At 73.2% G+C, this 20567-nt stretch carries 17 protein-coding genes; 10 read left to right on the plus strand and 7 right to left on the minus strand.

The window, feature by feature from the left end:
* Position 1: 1 nt before the first annotated feature.
* Complete coding sequence (locus tag ACVKXF_RS15890) at positions 2 to 316, minus strand: DMT family transporter (protein WP_456796312.1); 315 nt, start codon at positions 314 to 316, stop codon at positions 2 to 4.
* A 97-nt stretch (positions 317 to 413) separates the two neighbouring features.
* On the opposite strand from ACVKXF_RS15890, the gene ACVKXF_RS15895 reads away from it, so the two are divergent.
* The 4 genes from ACVKXF_RS15895 to ACVKXF_RS15910 all read left to right on the plus strand — a co-directional run bounded on the left by ACVKXF_RS15895 (position 414) and on the right by ACVKXF_RS15910 (position 4452).
* Positions 414 to 992, plus strand: a complete 579-nt coding sequence (locus ACVKXF_RS15895; RefSeq protein WP_260232933.1) for a TetR/AcrR family transcriptional regulator — start codon at positions 414 to 416, stop codon at positions 990 to 992.
* Positions 993 to 1219: 227 nt separating this feature from the next.
* Entirely contained in the window at positions 1220 to 2239 is a 1020-nt protein-coding gene (locus ACVKXF_RS15900) for a permease (protein WP_456796313.1), read from the plus strand.
* Positions 2226 to 3053, plus strand: a complete 828-nt coding sequence (locus tag ACVKXF_RS15905) for a TIGR03943 family putative permease subunit (protein ID WP_456796314.1) — start codon at positions 2226 to 2228, stop codon at positions 3051 to 3053. The genes ACVKXF_RS15900 and ACVKXF_RS15905 overlap by 14 nt, the downstream gene beginning before the upstream one ends.
* A complete protein-coding gene (locus tag ACVKXF_RS15910; protein ID WP_456796315.1) occupies positions 3043 to 4452 on the plus strand; it encodes a hypothetical protein in 1410 nt (469 codons plus the stop codon). The genes ACVKXF_RS15905 and ACVKXF_RS15910 overlap by 11 nt, the downstream gene beginning before the upstream one ends.
* Positions 4453 to 4531: 79 nt before the next feature.
* Here ACVKXF_RS15910 and ACVKXF_RS15915 read toward each other — a convergent pair whose 3' ends face one another.
* Positions 4532 to 5578, minus strand: coding sequence for an NAD(P)-dependent alcohol dehydrogenase (locus tag ACVKXF_RS15915; RefSeq protein ID WP_123310619.1), 1047 nt, complete (start codon positions 5576 to 5578; stop codon positions 4532 to 4534).
* A gap of 117 nt (positions 5579 to 5695) precedes the next feature.
* Complete coding sequence (locus ACVKXF_RS15920) at positions 5696 to 6733, minus strand: glycerate kinase (protein WP_456796316.1); 1038 nt, start codon at positions 6731 to 6733, stop codon at positions 5696 to 5698.
* Between the two features lie 126 nt (positions 6734 to 6859).
* Between ACVKXF_RS15920 and ACVKXF_RS15925 the strand changes: the two genes are divergently transcribed.
* From ACVKXF_RS15925 to ACVKXF_RS15950, 6 genes are all read left to right on the plus strand, one after another.
* The gene (locus ACVKXF_RS15925) at positions 6860 to 7987 is read left to right on the plus strand and encodes a heme/hemin ABC transporter substrate-binding protein (protein ID WP_456796317.1); all 1128 of its coding nucleotides are present in this window, start codon (positions 6860 to 6862) and stop codon (positions 7985 to 7987) included.
* Positions 7984 to 9087 (plus strand): FecCD family ABC transporter permease, encoded by a 1104-nt coding sequence (locus ACVKXF_RS15930; RefSeq protein ID WP_456796318.1) that lies wholly within the window; start codon positions 7984 to 7986, stop codon positions 9085 to 9087. Before ACVKXF_RS15925 ends, ACVKXF_RS15930 begins: the two co-directional genes overlap by 4 nt.
* The gene (locus ACVKXF_RS15935; protein WP_456796319.1) at positions 9084 to 9887 is read left to right on the plus strand and encodes a heme ABC transporter ATP-binding protein; all 804 of its coding nucleotides are present in this window, start codon (positions 9084 to 9086) and stop codon (positions 9885 to 9887) included. Before ACVKXF_RS15930 ends, ACVKXF_RS15935 begins: the two co-directional genes overlap by 4 nt.
* Positions 9884 to 10888 carry a hypothetical protein gene (locus ACVKXF_RS15940; RefSeq protein ID WP_456796320.1) on the plus strand — a complete coding sequence of 335 codons (1005 nt, stop codon included), beginning with the start codon at positions 9884 to 9886 and terminating at the stop codon, positions 10886 to 10888. Before ACVKXF_RS15935 ends, ACVKXF_RS15940 begins: the two co-directional genes overlap by 4 nt.
* Positions 10889 to 10943: 55 nt before the next feature.
* Complete coding sequence (locus tag ACVKXF_RS15945) at positions 10944 to 11519, plus strand: hypothetical protein (RefSeq protein ID WP_456796321.1); 576 nt, start codon at positions 10944 to 10946, stop codon at positions 11517 to 11519.
* A gap of 70 nt (positions 11520 to 11589) precedes the next feature.
* Positions 11590 to 15156: an HtaA domain-containing protein gene (locus ACVKXF_RS15950; RefSeq protein WP_456796322.1), complete on the plus strand. Its 3567-nt coding sequence runs from the start codon at positions 11590 to 11592 to the stop codon at positions 15154 to 15156.
* A 28-nt stretch (positions 15157 to 15184) separates the two neighbouring features.
* On the opposite strand, the gene ACVKXF_RS15955 is transcribed toward ACVKXF_RS15950, so the two are convergent.
* The 4 genes from ACVKXF_RS15955 to ACVKXF_RS15970 are packed head-to-tail and all read right to left on the minus strand — an operon-like array spanning position 15185 to position 20533.
* Positions 15185 to 16579, minus strand: a complete 1395-nt coding sequence (locus tag ACVKXF_RS15955) for a M20/M25/M40 family metallo-hydrolase (protein WP_456796323.1) — start codon at positions 16577 to 16579, stop codon at positions 15185 to 15187.
* Entirely contained in the window at positions 16576 to 18135 is a 1560-nt protein-coding gene (locus ACVKXF_RS15960) for an ABC transporter substrate-binding protein (RefSeq protein ID WP_456796324.1), read from the minus strand. The genes ACVKXF_RS15955 and ACVKXF_RS15960 overlap by 4 nt, the downstream gene beginning before the upstream one ends.
* Positions 18132 to 19268 (minus strand): FAD-dependent oxidoreductase, encoded by a 1137-nt coding sequence (locus ACVKXF_RS15965; RefSeq protein ID WP_456796325.1) that lies wholly within the window; start codon positions 19266 to 19268, stop codon positions 18132 to 18134. Before ACVKXF_RS15965 ends, ACVKXF_RS15960 begins: the two co-directional genes overlap by 4 nt.
* The gene (locus tag ACVKXF_RS15970; protein WP_456796326.1) at positions 19265 to 20533 is read right to left on the minus strand and encodes an NAD(P)/FAD-dependent oxidoreductase; all 1269 of its coding nucleotides are present in this window, start codon (positions 20531 to 20533) and stop codon (positions 19265 to 19267) included. Before ACVKXF_RS15970 ends, ACVKXF_RS15965 begins: the two co-directional genes overlap by 4 nt.
* Positions 20534 to 20567 lie beyond the last annotated feature (34 nt).

A 20567-nucleotide genomic window follows, 5' to 3' on the forward strand; every position in this document is an offset into this window, starting at 1 on the left:
CTCAGCTCACCACCTTGAGGCCGACGACGCAGGCGACCAGGCCGAACACCAGGCCGAGGCGGGCGAGCGACGCGGCTTCCTGCCGGCGCAGGATCGACACGACGACCGTCAGTGAGGCGCCGATGCCCACCCAGACGGCGTAGGCGGTGCCGACCGGGATCGACTTCATCGCGAACGCCAGGCCGACCATGCTGAGGGCCATGCCGGCGACGAACACGATCGTCGGGACGACCTTCTTGAATCCGTTCGACGCGCTCAGCGCGGTGGCCCAGACGGCCTCGAGCACGCCGCTCAGCACGAGGATGACCCATGCCATGACGATGTTCCCTTCGTTCCGATCGAGTAGTCGCACGACTGTGCGACAACCGTTCCGACGCTAGCACGAGTTCGTACGACTGTGCGAGTATGGCGTCGTGGCCAGGAGCATGGACGTGGAGCAGCGGCGTCGGACCGTGTCCGAGGCGGCGTGCCGGGTGCTCGCCCGCGACGGACTGGGGGCGCTGAGCGTCCGGAACGTGGCGGCAGAGGCGGGGCTGCCGCCGAGCACCGTCCGCTACACCTTCCCGACCCAGGCGAGCGTCCGGTCCCACGCGCTCGAGCTCGTGTTCGACGCGACCGCAGCCCGGATCGACGCCGTGCCCACGGACCTGGAGGGGACGGCCTACGCGCACGCGGTGCTGCTCGAGCTGCTGCCCCTCGACGAGGAACGACGCATCGAGCTCGACGTCTACCTGGGCCTCGGCACCGCGGCGCTGACCGACGCCGAACTCCGGCCGTTCCACGACCGGGTCGTCGACGAGATGCGCGAGTGGTGCGGGCGGATCCTGCGGGCGCTCGGAGTGCCGGACGCCGACGCCGCCTACGAGACCCGCCGCCTGCACGCCCTGGTGGACGGGCTCGCGATGCACATCGTGCGGCTCGATCCAGGGGGTGACGCCTCGTGGGCGATCGACACCCTCGACCGGCACGTGGCGGGCATCGCCCGGGGCTGACCGCGGCCCTCGCACGGTGCCGGGTTCGCGGGCCGGTGCGGCGTTGTGGCTGGCGGGGGAGCAGGTGCACGGTGCTGGGTTCGCGAACCCGTGCGTCGTTGGTTGCTCCGTGCGGCGCTTCAGGCCTGCACCGAGCGAGCAACCCTGCACGGGGTGAACGAATTCGCACGGTGCGCGGGTGCGCGCGCACGGACCGCCACGCAGCACGCGTCGCCTATCCTTTCCGGGTGACGACGACCACGCCGCCGCAGCAGCGCTCCCGCTTCCGTTCCCTGACGGGCCCGGGCCTCGTGCTGCTCACCGTCGTCGTGCTCCTGGGGATCCGGCTGCTGTCCCCGAGCATCGGGACCGCCGGGCTGCCGGACGTCGTGCAGGACTTCCTGACGCTGGCGATCAGCGTCGTCGTCGAGTCGCTGCCGTTCGTGGTGCTCGGCATCGTGCTGTCGATCGTCGTCGAGGTCTGGGTGCCGGTCGGCGCGCTCGAGAAGGTCCTGCCGCAGAACGCCTTCGGCCGCCGCGCCGTGATCTCCCTGATCGGCATGCTCTTCCCGGTGTGCGAGTGCGGCAACGTGCCCCTCGCCCGCGGCCTGATGATGCGCGGGTTCACCCCCGCCGAGGCCGTGACCTTCCTGGTCGCCGCCCCGATCCTCAACCCGCTCGTCATCATCAGCACCGCGCAGGCGTTCGGCTGGTCCGGGTGGATCCTGCCGGTCCGGATCGTCGGCGGGTTCGTGATCGCGAACCTGGTCGGCTGGATCGTCGCCGCGCACCGCCGTCCGGCCGACCTGCTGCTCCCCGCCTTCGAGGCCCGGTGCCGCGCGGCCGTCGGAGCACCCCGGGGTGTGCACCGCTGGCGACAGAGCGCCGCACAGTTCGGCGGCGAGACGGCGACGATGATGCCGGCGCTGTTCGTCGGTGCCGGCCTGGCCGCCGCGATCCAGGTCGCCGTGCCCCGCTCGACCCTGGTCGCGATCGGCTCGAACCCGGTGCTGTCCGTCGCGGCGATGATGCTGCTGGCGATGACGGTGTCGCTCTGCTCGAACGTCGACGCCTTCTTCGCGCTGTCGTTCGCCTCGACGTTCCTGCCCGGGTCGATCACGGCCTTCCTGATCATCGGGCCGATCATCGACGTGAAGATGATCGCGCTGCTGCGCACGACGTTCCGGGTCCGGTTCCTGGTGCTGCTCGCCGTCGTGTGCGTCCTGTTCGCCGGCGCCGTGGGATTGGTGATGAATGTCCTCGTCTGATGCACGCGGCAACGCGCCCGCGTACCTGGGCCTCGGGTCGGTGCTGGCCGTGGCGCTCTGCACGCTGTGGCTGGCACTGGTCGGGCACCTCGACCTGTACATCAACCCGCGCTACTCGGTGTTCACGATCGTGCTCGCCGCCGTCGGGGTCCCCGCGTCGATCGCCGGCCTCGTCGTCATCGCCCGGGGGCACGGCCACACGCACGGCGACGATGAGCACGAGCACGAACACGAACACGAACTCGGTGGGCGACCGGGAGGCGCGGGTCGCCGCACGCGCATCGCGCTCGGCGGGGCAGCCGCGATCGTCACGATCGGCGTCACCGTCGCGATGCTCGTCCTGCCCCCGACGACGCTCTCCGCCCGCACCGCGCAGCAGCGGAGCGTCGACTCGGCCACCCTGTCGAACGCCACGGGCTCCGAGGCAGCGGTGTCCCTGCTCGGCAGCGAGGGCGTCGACACCTCGCAGTACGGCGTCAAGGACTGGGCGGCGCTCATCCGGCAGACCACCGACACCACTGCGCTCGTCGGCAAGCAGGTGCGGCTGTCCGGCTTCGTGGTCCCCGGCCAGGACGGCTCGTTCACGCTCACCCGGTTCGTGATCAGCTGCTGCGCCGTCGATGCCCAGCCCGTCGGTCTCGGTGTCGTGACGGACGCCGGCGACCGTCCCGACGCGGTGCCCGACGAGGGACAGTGGGTCACGGTGACCGGCGCCCTCGCAGCCAACCCGGACCAGTCCGCCGACGCCCGCATCGTCATCAAGGCCGCGAAGGTCACCGAGATCGCGCAGCCGAAGGACCCGTATGAGTACTGAGGGGCGCCGTGGTCGCCGCCCGGTCGCGCACCGGTTCCACCGCCGGTACCTTGCCGTCGTGGTGGTCCTGGCCGTGGTGGCGGCGCTCGCGGCCGTCGTCGGGTCGCAGCAGGGACCGCGCCTGCGCGACGTGTCGTACGACGCCAGCGGCCTGGTGTCCCGACCGGCGCAGCGGGTGATCCTGACGGCGAACCAGGCCCTGCAGCAGGTGTCCGCCGACGACGTCCGGGTCAGCCCGGCAGCGGCCCACACGGTGACCTCGAGCGGCAACACGATCGCGGTCGAGTTCGCCGGACCCCTGGCTTACGACCGCGACTACACCGTGACGGTCGTGAACGTCCGGGCGCCGGGGCAGCGCGCCACGTCGGACCTCACGGCGGCGATCCGCACCGGCAGCACCGACGTCCTCGCCCTCGTCCCCGGGCCGGCCGGGGCGAAGGACCGCATCGTCCGCCGGTCCCTCGACGCGGGCGGTGCGACCACGGTCTACGAGGGCACGGCGATCAGCGAGTACGCCCGGCTCGGTCGTTCCCTGGTGGTCGTGAGCGGCACGGACGCCAGTTCGTCCGTCGACGTCGTGGCGCTGAGCGGTGGGGTGCAGGACGACGACGCCCCCGTCGAGCACCTCACCCTGCCGTCGTCGCAGGGTCGGGTCACCGCGCTGCACGTCGCCGACGACGGCGCCTCGTTCGGGTTCGAGTACGCCGACACCTCGACCGGGCAGTCGCGGAACACCGGCCTGTACGTGGTCGACATGACGGGCACGCACCTGCCCACCGCGATCGCGGCGAACGGCAAACCGAAGACCGGTGCCGTGCCGATGACGGTCGGGCAGTGGGCCTACGTCCCGCGCACCGAGAGTGCCCTGGTCCGGACGGGCAGCGACGACCTGGTGCTCGTCGACATGAGCGGCCGTGCCGATCCGGTCCGGCTCGGCAGCGCCACGTACCTGCACGGGTTCGTCGGCACGGGCACCACGGCCGTGGTCGAGACCGGCACCGGCATCGAGCGGCTCGACCTGACCGACGGTGCGAAGACGGCGCTGCGGGCCCCGGCCGCCAGCACCGACGCGGCGGTCCTCGGCCGCATCGCCCCGCTGACGGACGACACGTACCTGCGGGTCCTGGGGGACGTGCGGTCGGACGGGACCGTCTCGGCACGGATCGTGCGTGTGGACGGGGGACGGGCCTCCCGGCTGCCGGTGAGCATCCCCGACGACGCGAGCGTCACCGCGGTCTGCCCGTCGCCGAACGGCCAGTTCGCCGCGGTCGCGACGAAGTCGGCGACCGACGAGCTCGTGAGCATCGTCGACGCGACCTCCGGCGCGCTCGAGGCGAGCATCGACGCCGGCTCGGTCGACTGGTGCGGTGCCCTGCCGTCGGGCGACGAGGTCGGCTGACGGTCCGACGGACAGGCGGACAGACGGGAGGCCCGTTGCCGGCTGGCAACGGGCCTCCCTGTCGCGCAGGTGGTGACGACTACGCCAGCGTGGCCGCGTCGATCACGAAGCGGTAGCGGACGTCCGAGGACAGGACGCGCTCGTAGGCCTCGTTGATCTGGTCGGCGCTGATGAGCTCGGTCTCCGGCAGGATGTCGTGCTCGGCGCAGAAGTCGAGCATCTCCTGGGTCTCCTGGATGCCGCCGATGGCGGAACCGGCCCAGCTGAGCCGACGCGGGATGAGCGCGAAGGCCGGGACCTCGAGCGGCTCGGACGGTGCACCGACGTTGACGAGCGTGCCGTCGACCTTGAGCAGGCCGAGGTACGAACCCATCGGGATCTTCGCCGAGACGGTGTTGATGATGAGCTCGAAGGAGTTCGCGAGCTTCTCGAACGTCTCCGGGTCCTTCGTCGCGTAGTGGGCCTTCGCGCCGTAGCGGAGCGAGTCCTCCTGCTTCGAGGTGGTCTGCGACAGGACGGTGACCTCGGCGCCGAGCGCGACGGCGATCTTGACGGCCATGTGGCCGAGCCCGCCCATGCCGACGACGGCGACCTTCGTGCCGGGGCCGGCCTTCCAGTGGTGCAGCGGGGAGTAGGTGGTGATGCCGGCGCAGAGCAGCGGCGCGACCTTCTCGATGTCGAGCGACTCGGGGACGCGGAGCACGAAGTCCTCGTTCACGACGACGGCCTGCGAGTAGCCGCCCTGGGTGATCGAGCCGTCGGCGGGGTCGACGCTGGCGTAGGTGCCGATGTTGCCCTTGAGGCAGTACTGCTCCTGGCCGGCGACGCAGTTCTCGCACTCGCCGCAGGAGTTGACCATGCAGCCGACGCCGACGCGGTCGCCGACCTGGTGCTTGGTGACGTTCTCGCCGACGGCGGTGACGTGGCCGACGATCTCGTGGCCGACGACCTGCGGGTACTGGATGGGGCCCCACTCACCGCGGACGGTGTGGATGTCCGAGTGGCAGATGCCGGCGTAGGCGATGTCGATCGCGACGTCGTCCGGGCCGACGTCCCGACGGGTGATGGTGGTCTTGACGAGCGGCTCGGTCGCTGACGGTGCCGCGTACGCGTTGACGGTGCGCAATGATCTCCTCGTGGGGGTGGTTCGTTGCGGGCCGGTTCCGGCCCGGAACCAGTCTGATGGAGCGCGCCACGGCGTGGGAGGTTCCGATGGGGCTCCCCAGGGCGGGAATCGGGGTGCTCAGGCCAACCGTGCGAGCCGCTGGCCCGCGATGGCGGCGAAGCGCAGCGGATCGGCGAGGGCGTCGTCCGGTTCGCCGGTGGTCTGCGTGGCGAGCACGGTGAGCGAGGCAGCGGCGGCGTAGTCGTCGAGCGATGTCTCGATCGCGCCGGCGACGAGCATCGACCGAGCCCCGGGTGCGTGCGTCGCCGTGAGCGACCGCACCACCGACGGGACCTTGCCGGCGGCGGACTGGCCGTCGTACCGGCCCTCGCCGCTGATCACGACGTCGGCGCCGTCGAGTCGGTCGGCCAGCCCGAGCACCTCGGCGACACCGTCCGCGCCGCGGGCCAGGGTCGCACCCCAGACGAGCAGGCCGAAGCCGACGCCACCCGCGGCGCCGGCGCCCGGGGTCGCGGGGTCCACCGAAGGGAAGCGCGCGGCCCAGGCGGCCAGCTGCTCGTCGAACGCGGCGACGCGCGAGGGCGCGATGCCCTTCTGCGGCCCGAAGACCGCGGCGGCGCCGGTCGGGCCGAGCAGGGGCGACGTCACGTCGGTCAGCACGGTCACGCCGAGCGGCGGCAGGGCACGCAGCGAACCGCGGTCGCCGTCGAACCCGAGCGCCTCGAGCACGGGCCGTCCGCCGTCGGTCGACGCGCTGCCGCCGATGCCGAGCACGAGCCCCGTGGCGCCGGCGTCCAGCGCGGCGGCGATCGCCTCGCCGAACCCCCGGCTCGTGGCGGTGTCCGGCAGCAGTTCGGTGAGCAGGGGGAGCCCGCTCGTCGCCGCGAGCTCGACCACCGCGCGGCCGTCGGGCAGCCGCAGCCAGTGGGTGTCGACGGGTTCGCCGGCCGGACCCGTGACCGTGACGGGCACGCGGACCGCGCCGGGGACCGCGGTCGCGAAGGCGTCGAGGGTGCCCTCGCCGCCGTCGGCCATCGGCACGAGCACGACGTCGTCGTCGGGTCGCTCGGACAGCCAGCCGTCGCGGACTGCCTGGGCGACGGACGCCGCGGTCGCGGTGCCCTTGAACGAGTCCGGAGCCACCACGATGCGCACGAGGACCACCGTAGCGGGCGCCGAGTGACACCCCACACGTGCTGGACACGGCAGGTAAGGGTGTCCTAAGTTAACAGTTAGGTGAGGCTCACCTAACTTCACGAACCAGCACTCGGGATCATCTCCATGTCGTCACTCCGTCGCGCCTGCACGGCCGCAGCGTCCGCCCTCGTCGTCCTCGCCGTGGCGACCGGCTGCACCGGCGTCGGTGCCGGCACCGCGGGTGCGACGCACGCGGCTGGTCGCGGGACGAGCGCGACGGACCCGGCCGCGGGCCTCCAGGCCATCGCCCCGGTGACCGACGCGAAGGGCGTGACCGGCCCGCGGACCGCGACCCTGGCGACAGACCTGCCGCCGACGGCGAGCGAGGTCGACGAGCCCGAGCTGCCCGTCACCGTCACCGACAACCAGGACACCGAGGTGACCGTCACGAGCGCGGACCGCATCCTCGCGCTCGACATCTCCGGCACGCTGTCGTCCACCGTGTACGGCCTCGGTCTGGGGGACCACCTGGTCGGGCGGGACGTGTCGACCGGCTTCTCGGGCACCGAGGACCTGCCGCTCGTCACCCAGAACGGCCACGAACTCTCCGCGGAGGCGATCCTCGCGCTCCGGCCGACGGTCCTGCTCACCGACACCTCGCTCGGACCGTGGGACGTCGTCCTGCAGATCCGGAAGGCCGGCGTCCCCGTCGTCGTCGTGGACCCGCACCGGGACACCACGAACACCGACGCGATCATCGACCAGGTCGCCACGGCGCTCGGCGTCCCGGCGACCGGCGACCGTCTGGCCGCCGAGGTGCACGCGCAGGAGCAGGCCGTCGCCGCGCAGGTGGCCCGCATCGCGCCGTCGGATCGCGCCGACCAGCTGAAGATGGTGTTCCTGTACGTGCGGGGGAACGCCGGGATCTACTACCTGTTCGGCCGAGAATCCGGCGCCGACTCGCTCATCGACGCCGTCGGCGGGCGGGACGTCGCGACGGAACAGGACTGGACGGGCATGCGGCCGGTCAACGCCGAGGCGCTCGTCGCGATGCAGCCGGACCTGGTCATCATGATGACGAAGGGGCTCGAGTCCGTCGACGGGGTCGACGGCCTGCTCCAGCGGGTCCCCGCGATCGCGAAGACGCCCGCGGGTGAGCACCGCCGCATCGTGGACATGGCCGACACCACGGTGATGAGCTTCGGGCCGCGCACGCCCGAGATCGTGGCCGCCTTGGCCACGGCGATCTACGGTCCGGCGGACGCCTCGTGACCGTCCGGGAGGAACGGATCACGCCCGCAACGCGCGTCCCCGCCGCGCAGGCGGTCACGTCCAGGTCGCGGGTCGGCCGCATCGCGCTCCTCACCACCGGGCTCGTGGTGGCGCTCGTCGTCGCGACGCTGGTGTCGGCGAGCGTCGGACAGCTCGGCATCTCGCCGGCCGAGGTGCTCCGGACGGTGGCCCGGTCGGCCGGGCTGCCGGTGGACGGCCCCGCCAACGACCTCGTCACCCAGGCGCTGTGGACGATCCGGTTCCCCCGCGTGGTGATGGCGCTGCTGATCGGTGCCGCGCTCGCCGCAGCCGGTGTGCTCATGCAGGCCGTGTTCGCGAACCCCCTGGCCGACCCCGGTGTCGTCGGGGTGTCCGGCGGAGCCGCCTTCGGGGCGTGCGCCTCGATCGTCTTCGGCCTGCAGTTCGCCGGGTACTGGACGACGCCGCTGATGGCCTTCTCCGCGGGCCTGGTCGCGACGCTGCTCGTCTACGGGCTGTCCCGTGCCGGCGGCCGGACCGAGGTCGTCACGCTCCTGCTCACGGGCATCGCGGTCAACGCGTTCACCGGGGCGGGGCTCGCCTTCCTGACGTTCCTCGGCGATCAGCAGGCGCGTGAGCAGATCGTGTTCTGGCAGCTGGGGTCCCTGAACGGTTCGATGTGGGACCAGGCCGCGGCGATCGCCCCCGTCGTCGGTGCGGGGCTCGTCGGCGCCGTGGTGCTGACGCGCTCGCTCGACCTGCTCGCGCTCGGCGACCGGGCCGCGCGGCACGTCGGGGTGCGGGTCGAGGCCGTCCGGGTCGTCGCGATCGTCGTGGTCGCCCTGCTCGTCGGCGCAGCCGTCGCGTTCGCCGGCATCATCGCGTTCGTCGGGCTCGTCGTCCCACACCTGATGCGGATGGTCATCGGCCCGGCGCACGGTCCGCTCCTGCTCGTCTCGACGCTCGGCGGCGCCCTGCTGCTGACGATCGCCGACCTGCTCGCGCGCACCCTGGTGCCGTACGCGGACCTGCCGATCGGCATGCTGACCTCGCTCGTCGGCGGTCCCTTCTTCTTCTGGCTCCTGCGCCGTGCGCGCCGTCGGTCGGGGGGCTGGGCATGATCGGGGCGAGCACCGCCGGCGCGGTCGTGGTCTCCGGGATCGGCGTCGTCATCGACGGGCGACCGCTGCTCGCCGACGTCGACCTGACGGTGTGCGCGGGCGAGGTCCTGGCGCTCGTCGGTCCGAACGGTGCCGGCAAGTCGACCCTGCTCCGGGCGATCGCCGGTGACCTCGCCCACAGCGGCACGATCGCGATCGACGGGGTGCGCACCGGCGGCGAAGCACCGCTCGCCACCGCTCGTCGGCGCGCCGTGCTCGAGCAGGACACCGCGGTGGCCTTCGGGTTCCGCGTCGGCGAGGTCGTCCGGATGGGCCGGGCACCGTGGCGTGGGACCCGGCGAGCGGTCGACGACGACACCGTGGTCGCGCGCGTGCTCGACCAGGTCGAACTCGCCGACCGGATCGACCAGGCGTTCCCCTCGCTGTCCGGCGGCGAACGCGCCCGGGCCTCGTTCGCCCGGGTCCTGGCGCAGTCGACCCCGGTGCTGCTGCTCGACGAGCCGACCGCCGCCCTCGACCTGCGCCACCAGGAGGCCGTGCTGGCCGTCGCCCGCGCGCACGCCCGGGCCGGTGGCGCCGTCGTCGTCGTGCTCCACGACCTGAGCCTCGCCGGAGCGTACGCCGACCGCGTCGCCATGCTCGCCGGTGGCCGGATCGTCGCCGACGGCACCCCCACCGACGTCCTCACCGCCGACCGCATCGGCGCGGTCTACCGGCACCCGGTCACGGTCGTGCCCGACCCGAACACCGGCACGCCCGTCGTCGTGCCGTCCCGAACCGTCCAGGAGGCCTCCTCGTGACCACCCGCACCCGCCCGCTCCGGCTCGCGCTCGCCGGACTGCTCGTCGCGCTGAGCGCCGGGGGAGCCGCCCTGGCCGGGGTCGCCCCCGCATCGGCAGCCGGCCGGGTCAGCGTCGCGATCGAGGGGCACCCCGAGGTCACGAACCAGGTCGACTCGACCTACCTGACGACCCTGCGCCTGAACGGTTCCGGCTTCCAGGGCATCAAGAACGGGTACGGCGGCATCTACGTGGCGTTCGGCACCGTGACCGGCACCTGGCAGCCGAGCAAGGGCGGAGTGACGGGCGCGGACTACAGCTACGTGCCCGACGACGAGTCGAACCCCACCGGGTACCTCGACTTCGTCGCCTTCGAGGGCAGCTCCACCGCGTCGGCGGCGAACGGCGGCACGGTCGACTCGGCCACGGGTACCTGGTCGGCAACCCTCCAGGTCCCCGGTTCGACGTTCCAGGCGCTCGACCGGAACGGCACGGTGACGACCGTCGACTGCACGGTGGTGCAGTGCGGGATCATCACGATCGGTGCGCACGGCGTCGCGAACGCGAACAACGAGTCGTTCACCCCGGTCGCCGTCCAGAACCTGTACGGCAGCGGCGGCACGTTGGCCGGTGGGGGGACCAGGCCGACCACCGGGCAGCCGCAGGCCGACCCGGCGGACGCGGGCAGTGCCTCCCGTCCGGTCGCCGAGCCGTCGCCCGGGGCGAGCGCGACCGCGAAGGCGACCACGCGGCCGACCGCGACCGCGAAGCCCACCGCGACCGCGCGCCCCACTGCATCGGCGGCGCCCACTGCACCGGGGGCGACCCCGTCGACCGTGGCCGCCGCTGCGGACGGTTCCACGGGCGGGATCGACCCGGGCGTCCTGCGGATCGTGCTCGGCGGGCTGTCCGCGCTCGTCGTGGCCGTCGCCGCACTCGTCGCCGTCGCGATCGTGCACTCCCGGCGCACCGCACGGCGCGTTGCGACCGACGTCTCGGACGTCGCCCCCGACGCCCCGTAGGACCACCAGACCCGGGCGCCCACAGGGGGCGCCCTCATCGAAAGGGAACACCGACATGGCACGAATCGCACGCTCCTTCGGGATCACGCTCGCGGCAGGGGTCGCAGCGGTCGGCATCGCCGTCCTGCCCGCCGTCAGCGCGTCCGCCGCGACCGCCGTCACGAACGACTACGGCGCCAGCCTGTCGGTCAGCGGACCGGCCTCGGTCGTCACGGACGGCTCGGGGTCCGTCCACGGCGTCTCGAACGGCACGGTCACGGTGACCGGCGACGGCTTCGACGGGAACGCCCAGGGGCGCGGCTTCGGCGTCTACGTCGTCTACGGGCCCAAGCAGGCGGACTACGCCACCAACTCCGGCTGGTTCGCGTCCGCGCAGTGGGTGTCGAAGAGCGCGTTCACGGCCGGTGGCGGGTTCACCACGACGATCGACATCGTGAAGTCCTACACGGCCGACCCGCACCACACCGGTGACGCGGCGTCGACCGTGAGCTGCGACTACGACACCACGAAGACCGCGACCGCCAACGCGGCGCTCGGGCAGTACGAGTGCTTCGTGCAGACGTTCTCGGCCCACGGCGTCGCCAACGACCCGGCCGACCTCGACGAGGTCCAGGTCCCCGTCACCTGGTGACCCCCGCGGGGCCCCGGGTCCGCCCGGGGCACCGTCTCCCCACACCCGCACCACCCGACCCGAGGAACCGATGCACACCCAGACCAGACCCGCCCGTCGTCTCCGGGCGCTCAGCGCCACCGTCGCCGCGATCATCGGCCTGACGGCGGCCGTCGTCGGCACCGCGCCCACGGCAGCCGAAGCCGCGGGTCCCGCCGCGACCGTGTCGGGTGGGACGCTCGACTGGGGGTTCAAGCAGTCGTTCCGGAACTACGTGCCGGCCGCGGGGCAGTCGGTGTCCGGCGGTGCGTCGAAGAACGCCGACGGCACGTTCCGGTTCGCCGCATCGGGCGGGAGCTACGACCCCGGCACGCGGAAGCTCAGCGTTACGGGTTCCGGCGCCGCGGTGTTCGACTACCGGGCGCACACGTTCGTCATCTCGCTGCGCGACCCGGCGATCGAGCTCACGCCGACCACCGGCACCCTGACCGCCGGGGTCGACGTGCGGCTGGTGGACCCGACCACCGGTGCCACCACGTCCGACCCGGGAACGAAGCGCATCGCGTTCGCGACGATCGACGTCACCAAGGGCACCCGCTCGGTCACCGACGGGAAGTACTCGTGGACCGGTCTGCCGACGACGATCACCGCGGCGGGGGCAGCGGCCTTCGCCGCGGACGTCACCGGTGGCAGCAATCCGACGCAGTTCTACGCGGCGGGCACCGCGCTCGACCCGCTGTCGGTCTCGGTCACGGGCGACTGGGCCGCCGAGGGGGCGGGCGGCGACGAGGAGTTCAGCGACCCGGGTGTCGCCGGCGTCATCAGCACGGGGGTGCAGACCGCGGTCGGTGACACGACCATCGGCCGGGTCACCACGGTGGTGCGGGACGCCCCGCGTGCTGCGATCGTGGTGCAGGTCCCCGCTGCCGGAACCGCCAAGGCCAGTTACTTCGTCGTGGACGACGACGGCAAGCGCATCGCCGGGCCGATCGACCCAGGGATCGCCACCTCGAAGCCGAGCGTCGACCCGTCCACGGGCGACATCGTCGCGACCGCATCGCTGCCCGCCGCGGAGTTCGGCGGCACCGGCGCGAACGTCCAGGGCTGGGTCGTCATCGAGCGAGGCGCGGACGCCGCGTACCGGAACGTCGTGCACGTGAAGCCGTCCGTCGCGGTGCCCGCTGCGAAGGCGTTCGCGGTCGACCCCGCGGACGGCTCGATCGTCGCGCAGGTCGCCCCGGCTGCGAACGGCGGGTCCGCGGGGCTGCTGCGGGTGGCCGGCGGCAGTGGAGCGGGCTCGGGTTCGGGTTCGGGTTCGGGTTCTGGTTCCGGTTCCGGTTCTGCTGCGGTGGCCGAGGTCGGCACCAGCCCTGCCGGCGGGACCGTCCGAGCCGTGACCCGCACGGCCACCCTGATCGGCTCAGTCACCGGGACGATCTCGTCGGTCGGCATCGACTGGACGGGGAAGCGCGCCGTCGTGTTCGACCAGGCAGCCGCACTCGCACGTGTGCTCGACCTCGGCACCGGAGCCTCGGTCGCCGACGTGTCGATCGGCGCCGCAGCGACGTCCTGGGCCACCGGCGGGACCGTCGTCGACTCGCAGGGCCGGGCCTGGTGGAGCAACGACGGCGACGCCACGCTCCGCGCCGTCTCGCTCCGGGGGGCCCCGGCCGTGACGACCTCGATCGACCGGGTCGGCGGCGCCGCGTACCTGGCCGTCGACGAGTCCGCGAAGCGCCTCTGGGTGTCCGCTGCCGGCTCCACCGACGCGGGCAACGTCCTGCGCTCGTACGCGATCGACGGCAGGACCGCGGCGACGATCGGTGCCGAGTACACGCCCGGCTCCACCTACACCGGTGATCCGTTCGTGCTCACCGACGACGGGCGTGTGGTCGTCGGGATCACGAACGCCGCGTCCGACGCCGGCGCCCAGGGCCTCCGCACCTTCACCGTCGCGACCACGCCGTCCGTCACCAAGCAGCCGGCGGACGTCTCCGTCACGTTGACCGGCGCGACCACCGGCACGGACGGCGGCACGACCCCGGCGACTCCGAAGCCGGTGTCGTTCACCGTCGCCACCACCGGGACCCCGACGCCCACCGTGCAGTGGCAGCAGCAGACCCCGTCCGGCTGGGCCGACCTGCAGGACGGCCCGTCGGTGTCCGGCGCGACGACCAGCACGCTCCGCATCACCGCCACCGAGGGCCTGGACGGCGACCGGTACCGTGCGGTCGCCACGAACGTCGTCGGGTCCACCGTCGTCGGACGGGTCGCGTCCGACACCGCGACCCTGCGTGTCACCGTGCAGGCGCCGACGAACCCCGGTGGTGGGGACGGCGGCGGGGGAACGGGCGGCGGCGGCACCGGTGGCGGGTCGACCGTCGTCGGGGCGGACGGTTCGATCACCGGGGCGAAGAACGCCCGCGGCGCCTCCACGAACGTGCGGCCGGCCACGGGCCTCTCGACCGCCGCGGCGGGCACGAAGCTCACCGTGACGGGCTCCGGCTTCACGAAGAACACGAACGGCTCCGGGCTGTACGTGCTGTTCGGGTACGTCACGAAGCACCCCAGCGCCGGGGGAGCGGCCGGCGCGGGCTACGACTACGTCCCCGGGTCCGGCGGCACCGGGCAGGACGGCCAGGGCTTCGTCGCCTGGCCCGACAACACCGGAACCGGAGCAGCAGCGACCGCGGCGCTCAGCGGCACGAAGAACGCGGGCTTCACGCAGGGCGGCATCGTCGCGCGCTCCTCGTTCACGGGCCAGTCGACGAAGCGCGTCGACTGCCTGTCCGGTGCCGTGCAGTGCGGTGTCCTGACGATCGGTGCGCACGGCGCCGCCGACGCCGCGGTCGAGACCTTCACCCCGGTGTACTTCGCCGGACAGACGGTCCCCGGCTCGCTGCCGACCGGTCCGACCTCGGGTGGCGGTGGTGCCGGCGCCGGCGGCACGGTCATCCAGCCGCCCCTCGTGCAGCTGCCCCCGACGGCGGGGCCGCCGACGATCACCACCGCAGCGGACACCGTGCCGGAGAACAGTGCCGGGGCCGCCGCGCCCCGGAACACCGCGCCCCGGAACACGGCGAAGGCCCCGTCGGCCGCTGAGCCGCCCACCGCTCCGGCCGCGGACTCGGACGAGCTGCTGCGCCGGATCCGCGCCGGGGACATCAGGACCGTCGCAGCCGCCGACGCCGGGATCCCCGACGAGGTCAGCGCGGGCGACCAGCTCGAGCTCCGTCTGGCGTGGACGGGCGACGACGCGGGCGGGAGCGTGTGGACCTACTCCGAACCGGTGCAGGGCGACGACTTCGCCGTCGACGACGACGTCGCCACCGCCACGGTCGACACCACCGGCCTGGAGGTCGGCGACCACCACGTCGTGCTCGTCGGCGACGCGGGCACGGTCGTGGCGGTGCCGTTCGCGGTGACCGACGGCGTCGAGGCGGTCGCGCAGCCGGCCGACGGGTCGATCGCCGCCGCGGCTGCCTCCGACCCGGGCGGCGACGGGATGTCCACCGAGACGCTGCTGCTCGTCGTGATCGGGTTCCTCGCCGGGCTCGTGGTCCTGGCGATCGGGCTCGTGGTGCTGCTGCTGACCGGAGTGCTGCAGGTCCGGACCCGGCGGAGGCCGGTGGTGGCTCCGGCTGCAGCGGTCGTCTGACGACGGCGTCGTGCGCGTGCGTGCTGCGTCAGGCGCCGACGGGACCGAGCCCGACGAGGAACAGTGCCTCGGCCAGGGCCATGTGCTCGATCTCGGACGGGTCCACGCTCTCGTCCGGCGCGTGCACGTTCGCAGCGGGCTCGGACACCCCCGCCAGGACGACCTCGACCCCGGGGATCGCCCGTTCGAGCGTCGCGCAGAGCGGGATCGATCCGCCGCCACCGAGGGAGCCCACCGACGACACCCGGTACGACGACGCCAGTGCGCTCCGGAACGCCGACGAGTACCGCCCGGCCGTCGCGCGGAACCCGTCGCCGGTCCCCGTCACGCGCGCGGTGACCTCGACCCCGGCGGGCGCTCGCCGCAGCAGGTGCGCCACCAGCAGTTCGCCGGCGGCAGCGGGGTCGACGCCCGGCGGCACCCGGAGGTTCAGCGCGGCACCGGCGGTCGCCTGCACGGACGGCGACGACCCGGCGACGGCCGGCGCATCGATGCCGACGACGGTCAGCGCCGGCCGTGCCCAGACCTGGGATGCCGGGTCCCCGGACCCGATCGGCACCGCGCCGTCGAGCAGCCCGGCGTCGGCGGCGAACCGGCCGGCGTCGTAGGGCAGGCCGTCCCAGGTCTGGGACCCGTCGAGTCCGTCGACGGTGGTGTCCCCGGCGTCGTCGCGCAGCGTGGCGAGCAGGGCCACCAGGGTCGCGATGGCATCGGGCGCCGCACCGCCGAACATCCCCGAGTGCACGGTGCCGTGCAGCGCCCGGATGCGCAGTTCGACGAACGCGGTGCCGCGCAGGGTGGTCACGAGCGCTGGGGCCCCGACGGCGGCGTTGCCTGCGTCCATCACGACGGCGGCGTCGACGTCGGCGAAGTCCGCTGCGTGGGTGGACACGTACTGCTCGAGACCGTCGGTGCCCTGTTCCTCGGATCCCTCGACGACCACGACGAGCCCGACCGGGAACGCGCCGTGCACGTCGAGCAGCGCCCGCAGGGCCACGAGGTGGGTGACGACCCCGCCCTTGCAGTCCGCGGCACCGCGACCGTACAGGCGACCCTGGCGCTCGGTGAGGGTCCACGGGTCGCTCGTCCACGCCGCGAGGTCGCCGGCGGGTTGGACGTCGTGGTGGGCGTAGAGCAGGACCGTCGGGGCGCCGGGCGGGGCCGGGTGGGTGGCGAGGACCGCCTGTGAGCCGTCCGACGTCGTGACGAGGCGCGACGCCAGGCCGAGGCCGTCGAACGCGACCCGCACGCGCTCGGCGACCCGGTCGCAGTCGTCGAGCGACTGCACGGCCGCGTCGTGCACGGACGGGATGGCGACGAGCGTCGCGAGCTCGTCGAGCCCCGCGGGCATCCCGCTCCGGACCGCGTCGCGGAGCAGGTCAGCGGACGCGGCCCCCGACAGCGCGGCGTCGCCGGTGCTCACGAGCGCCCGATCTCCCAGATGCGGAACTCCCCCGAGGCGTCAACCGACTTCGTCAGCCCAGTGAGCGACTTTTGCCCGATGACGTTCTCCTGCCCGGCGAGCAACGGGATGAGCGGCACGGACTCGGCGGTGTCCTGCTGGATCTCCTCGATCTGCTTGGTCCGCTCGGTCGCGTCGGCCTCGACCGCCTGCGATGCGACCAGCTGCTGCACGGCCTGGTCGTCGAAGTGGTTCGCGAGCAGGTTGACGTCCTCGGAACCGTAGGCCGGCGTCAGGTACGACGAGGCGTCGGGGTAGTCCTGGAAGAACCCGAGCTGGAAGACCGGGTACTCGCCCTTGCCGACGTTCCCGACGTAGGTGTCCCAGCTCGCCGACTGCAGGTCGACGGTGAACAGGCCGGTGTCCTCGAGCTGCTGCTCGATCAGTGCGTACTCGTCGTCCGACCCGGAGCCGTAGTGGTCGGTCGTGTACTCGATCGGCAGCGCGACGGGCGTGTGCACGCCGGCCTCCTCGAGGATGGCCGCGGGGTCGGCGCCGTCGTACTCCGTCTGGAACGCATCGGTCGCGCCGGTGAAGTCGGACGGCACGATCGAGTACGCCGGAGCGTAGGTGCCCTGGTAGACGTCCTTCGCGATCGCCGCGCGGTCGACCGTCGCGGCGACGGCCTGGCGGATCGCGGTCTTCTGCGCGGTGTCGTCACCGGGCATCGTGTCGAGGTTGAAGCCGAGGAACCGGACCTCGCCCGACGAGCCCTGGACCCGCTGCAGGCCGTCGTCCTCGGACAACGAGGTGACCTCGGTCGGCGTGAGCTGGCGGTACGCCACGTCGGCGTCGCCCTCCTGCACCGCGAGCTTGAGGTCGGCGGACTTCGTGTACTGCTTGATCGTCACGCTCGACGACTCCGGCGCGGTGCCGTCGTACTCCTCGTTCGCCGTCAGGGCGATGGTCGCCCCGCCGTCGGCGGACTGCTGCAGCGCGTACGGACCGGACCCGACGACCCCGTCGTCCGCGTGGACCTTCGTCTTCGAGAACAAACTGCTGTCGACGATCGCGCCGGCCATGCTCGCCAGGACGTACGGGAACGTCTGGTCGTTCGCCTGCTCCAGGGTGAACGTGACCTCGTCGCCGTCGGCCGCCACGGACGCCATGTTGGCGAGCAGCGACCCCGGACCGTTCTCGGAGCCGATGCCGACCTGGCGCTCGAACGAGAACACGACGTCCTCCGCCGTCAGGGCGTCACCGTTCGAGAACGTGAGCCCGTCGCGGATCCGGCACGCGTAGTGGGTGCCGTCGGTGAAGTCGCAGGACTCGGCGACCTCGGGACTCGGCGTGGTCCCGCCGGCCGGGTAGGTGAGCAGGTGCTGGTACAGCTGCGTCTGCACCGTGTAGCTGCCGCGGTCCCAGGCGCCGGCCGGGTCGAGGGACGTGACGGGATCGGTCGTCCCGATCACCAGGCCGTCGGAGACGTCGGTGGACGCCCCTGTCGAGACGCAGCCGGTGAGCACGGCGGCGACGGCAGCGGAGAGCGCGAGCGCGGAGAGGAGTCGGGTCGTCACGGGGTTCCTGAGGGGGATGGTTTCGAGAGGGAGAAACGGGGATGTGCGGCCCCGCCGGTCGCGAGGTCGGCGATCATGTCGCCGAGCAGCGGTGCGAACTTGAAGCCGTGGCCGGAGAACCCGGTCGCGACGGTGACGGGACCACGTCGGTCGATCACGAAGTCCTCGTCGGGGGAGTTGTCGTACAGGCAGCTGATGAAGGTCGGCTTCGACGCGTCGACACCGGGCACGTACCGCGCGACGTAGGCCTGCAGCCGCTCGGCCTCGGCCGGCACGGGCGTGAAGTCGCGGTGGTCGGGATCGACGACGGGGCCGGTGCCGTGGAACCCGACCTTGACGCCCTCGCCCGGGGTGAGCAGCCCGTACACGTCGTCGTCGGCGGCCCAGTGCACGAAGCTCGGCCACGCCTGGTCCGGCAGGTGGCTGGGGAAGTGCGCGGGCTGTTCCTGGGTGACGCGGATGGCCGGGAGGCCCGCCCCGCGTCCGGCGAGCAGGTCGCCGACCAACGTGGGAGCCCACGACCCCACGGCCGCCACCACGGACGAGCTGCGGTGGGTGGACCCGTCGGACAGCGTCACCGTCACGTCGTCGCCGTGGTCGTCGAGCCCGGTGACCCGGGTGTCGAAGCGCAGGTCGGCGAGCCCGGTCCGCTCGGCGAGGGTCAGGAAGGCCTCGATCGCGTGGTCGGACCGGATGCGACCGGCCGTGGCGTGCGCGAGCACGTGCCCCTCGAACGCGATCCCCGGCCAGCGCGCGGCGGCGTCGTCCGGGCTGAGGGTCTCGTGGGGGATGCCGGCGTCCGTCAGCGCGGCGGCGATGGCGTCGACGACCTCGGCGCGGCCGTGGTCGACGGCTCCGGTGCGGACGATGAGCTCCTCGCCCGCAGCGCCCTCGAGCGCTTCCCACAGCACCAGGGCGCGGGAGGTCAGGGCGACGTACTCGGGGTCGGCGTAGCCCTGCCGGAAGATCCGGGTGGCGCCGTGCGACGAGCCGTTGTGGTGTCCGCGCTCGTGCTGTTCGACGAGCAGGACGCGCTCGCCGCGGAGTGTGAGGGCGTACGCGGTGGCTGCACCGACGACCCCGCCGCCGATCACGACGTGCGTCGGGGCCCGGTCGCTCAGCGCGTCGCTCACGACACTGCTCCTGCACGTCGGGCGTCGGCTTCGCGCCGCGCCGGCATCATCGCGACCACCTCGGCCTCGGTCGGGGCCGCCGCCGGGAACCGCGCCGGGGCGTAGCGGCTCGCATCGCCGAGGGTGGTCGTGCCCGTGACGCTCAGCTCCGCCGCGATCCGCCCGAGCCCCGGACCGTGCGTGACGCCGGACTCGTTGTCGCCGCCCGCCACCACGAGCCCGCGCAGCTCGGGGACCGCGCCGACGATGAAGTTCCGGTCGGCGGTCATCGAGACGACGCCCTGCGTGGGGGTCTCGTCGACCCCGAGCACGCTCGCGGCAGCAGGGAGCAGCCGGGCGACGATCGGGTGCAGGTACGTGCGCATGGCGTCGAGCAGGTCCGTGCGCACGGGGCGGCGAGCGGGCTCGTCGCGCCGGTCCGCGCCAACGACGTGCAGCGGCTCGTACCCGGGGCCGGCACCGTACGTCAGGCCGCCGCGGTGCTCGCGGATCCACAGGCCGTGCAGCTCTGGCAGCATCAGGGTCGGCAGGGACCCCGGCAGCCCGAACGGCGTCGTCACGAGGCGGCTGGCGACCACCCGGACCGTCGGCAGCTCGCGCCCGAAGGGGGCGAGCAGCGCGTTCGTCCAGCTGCCGGCGGCGAGCACGACCCGATCGGCGCTGATGACCTCGCCACCGGCGGTCCGGATGCCCGTGACGGAGCCGTCACGGGCCTCCAGTCCGGCCACCGGCGTGTGCTCGCGGATCTCGACACCGCGTGCGCGTGCCGATGCCGCCAGGGCACGCGCGGTGTCCGGCGCGCTGATCTGGATGCCGTCGGGGTGCAGGAAGCCGGCGGTGACCGCGGCCGGGTCGAGCCCGGGCACGAGGTCGGCCGCCTCGGCGGGGGTGAGGGTGCGCGCCCCGGCCGGTCGGAGCGGGTGCTGCTCGAACGGCGGCAGGTGGTCGGCCCGGCCCTGCTCGGTGACGGTCAGCCACACGTTGCCGTTCTGCCGGTACCCGGTCGGGCCGTGACCGGCGCCGGCGAGGTCGCGGTAGAAGTCGATGCCGTACTGCTCGACGTCGCGTTCGGACTCGTTCCAGTACCAGGCGTAGCCGGCTGCCCACTGGCCCACGAACCCGGCACCCGCGGTGGTGGTGCCGCCGGCGACCGTCCCGCTGTCGAGGAGCAGGACGCGCTGCCCGAGCCCGGCGAGGTGCCATGCCGCACTCAGCCCGATGATGCCGGCACCGACGACGACCACGGGGGACTCGGGGGAGGACATGGAGCGAGCGTAGTGTCCCGAGGTCGCCGACAGG

The organism is Curtobacterium sp. PvP017 (assembly GCF_054060195.1).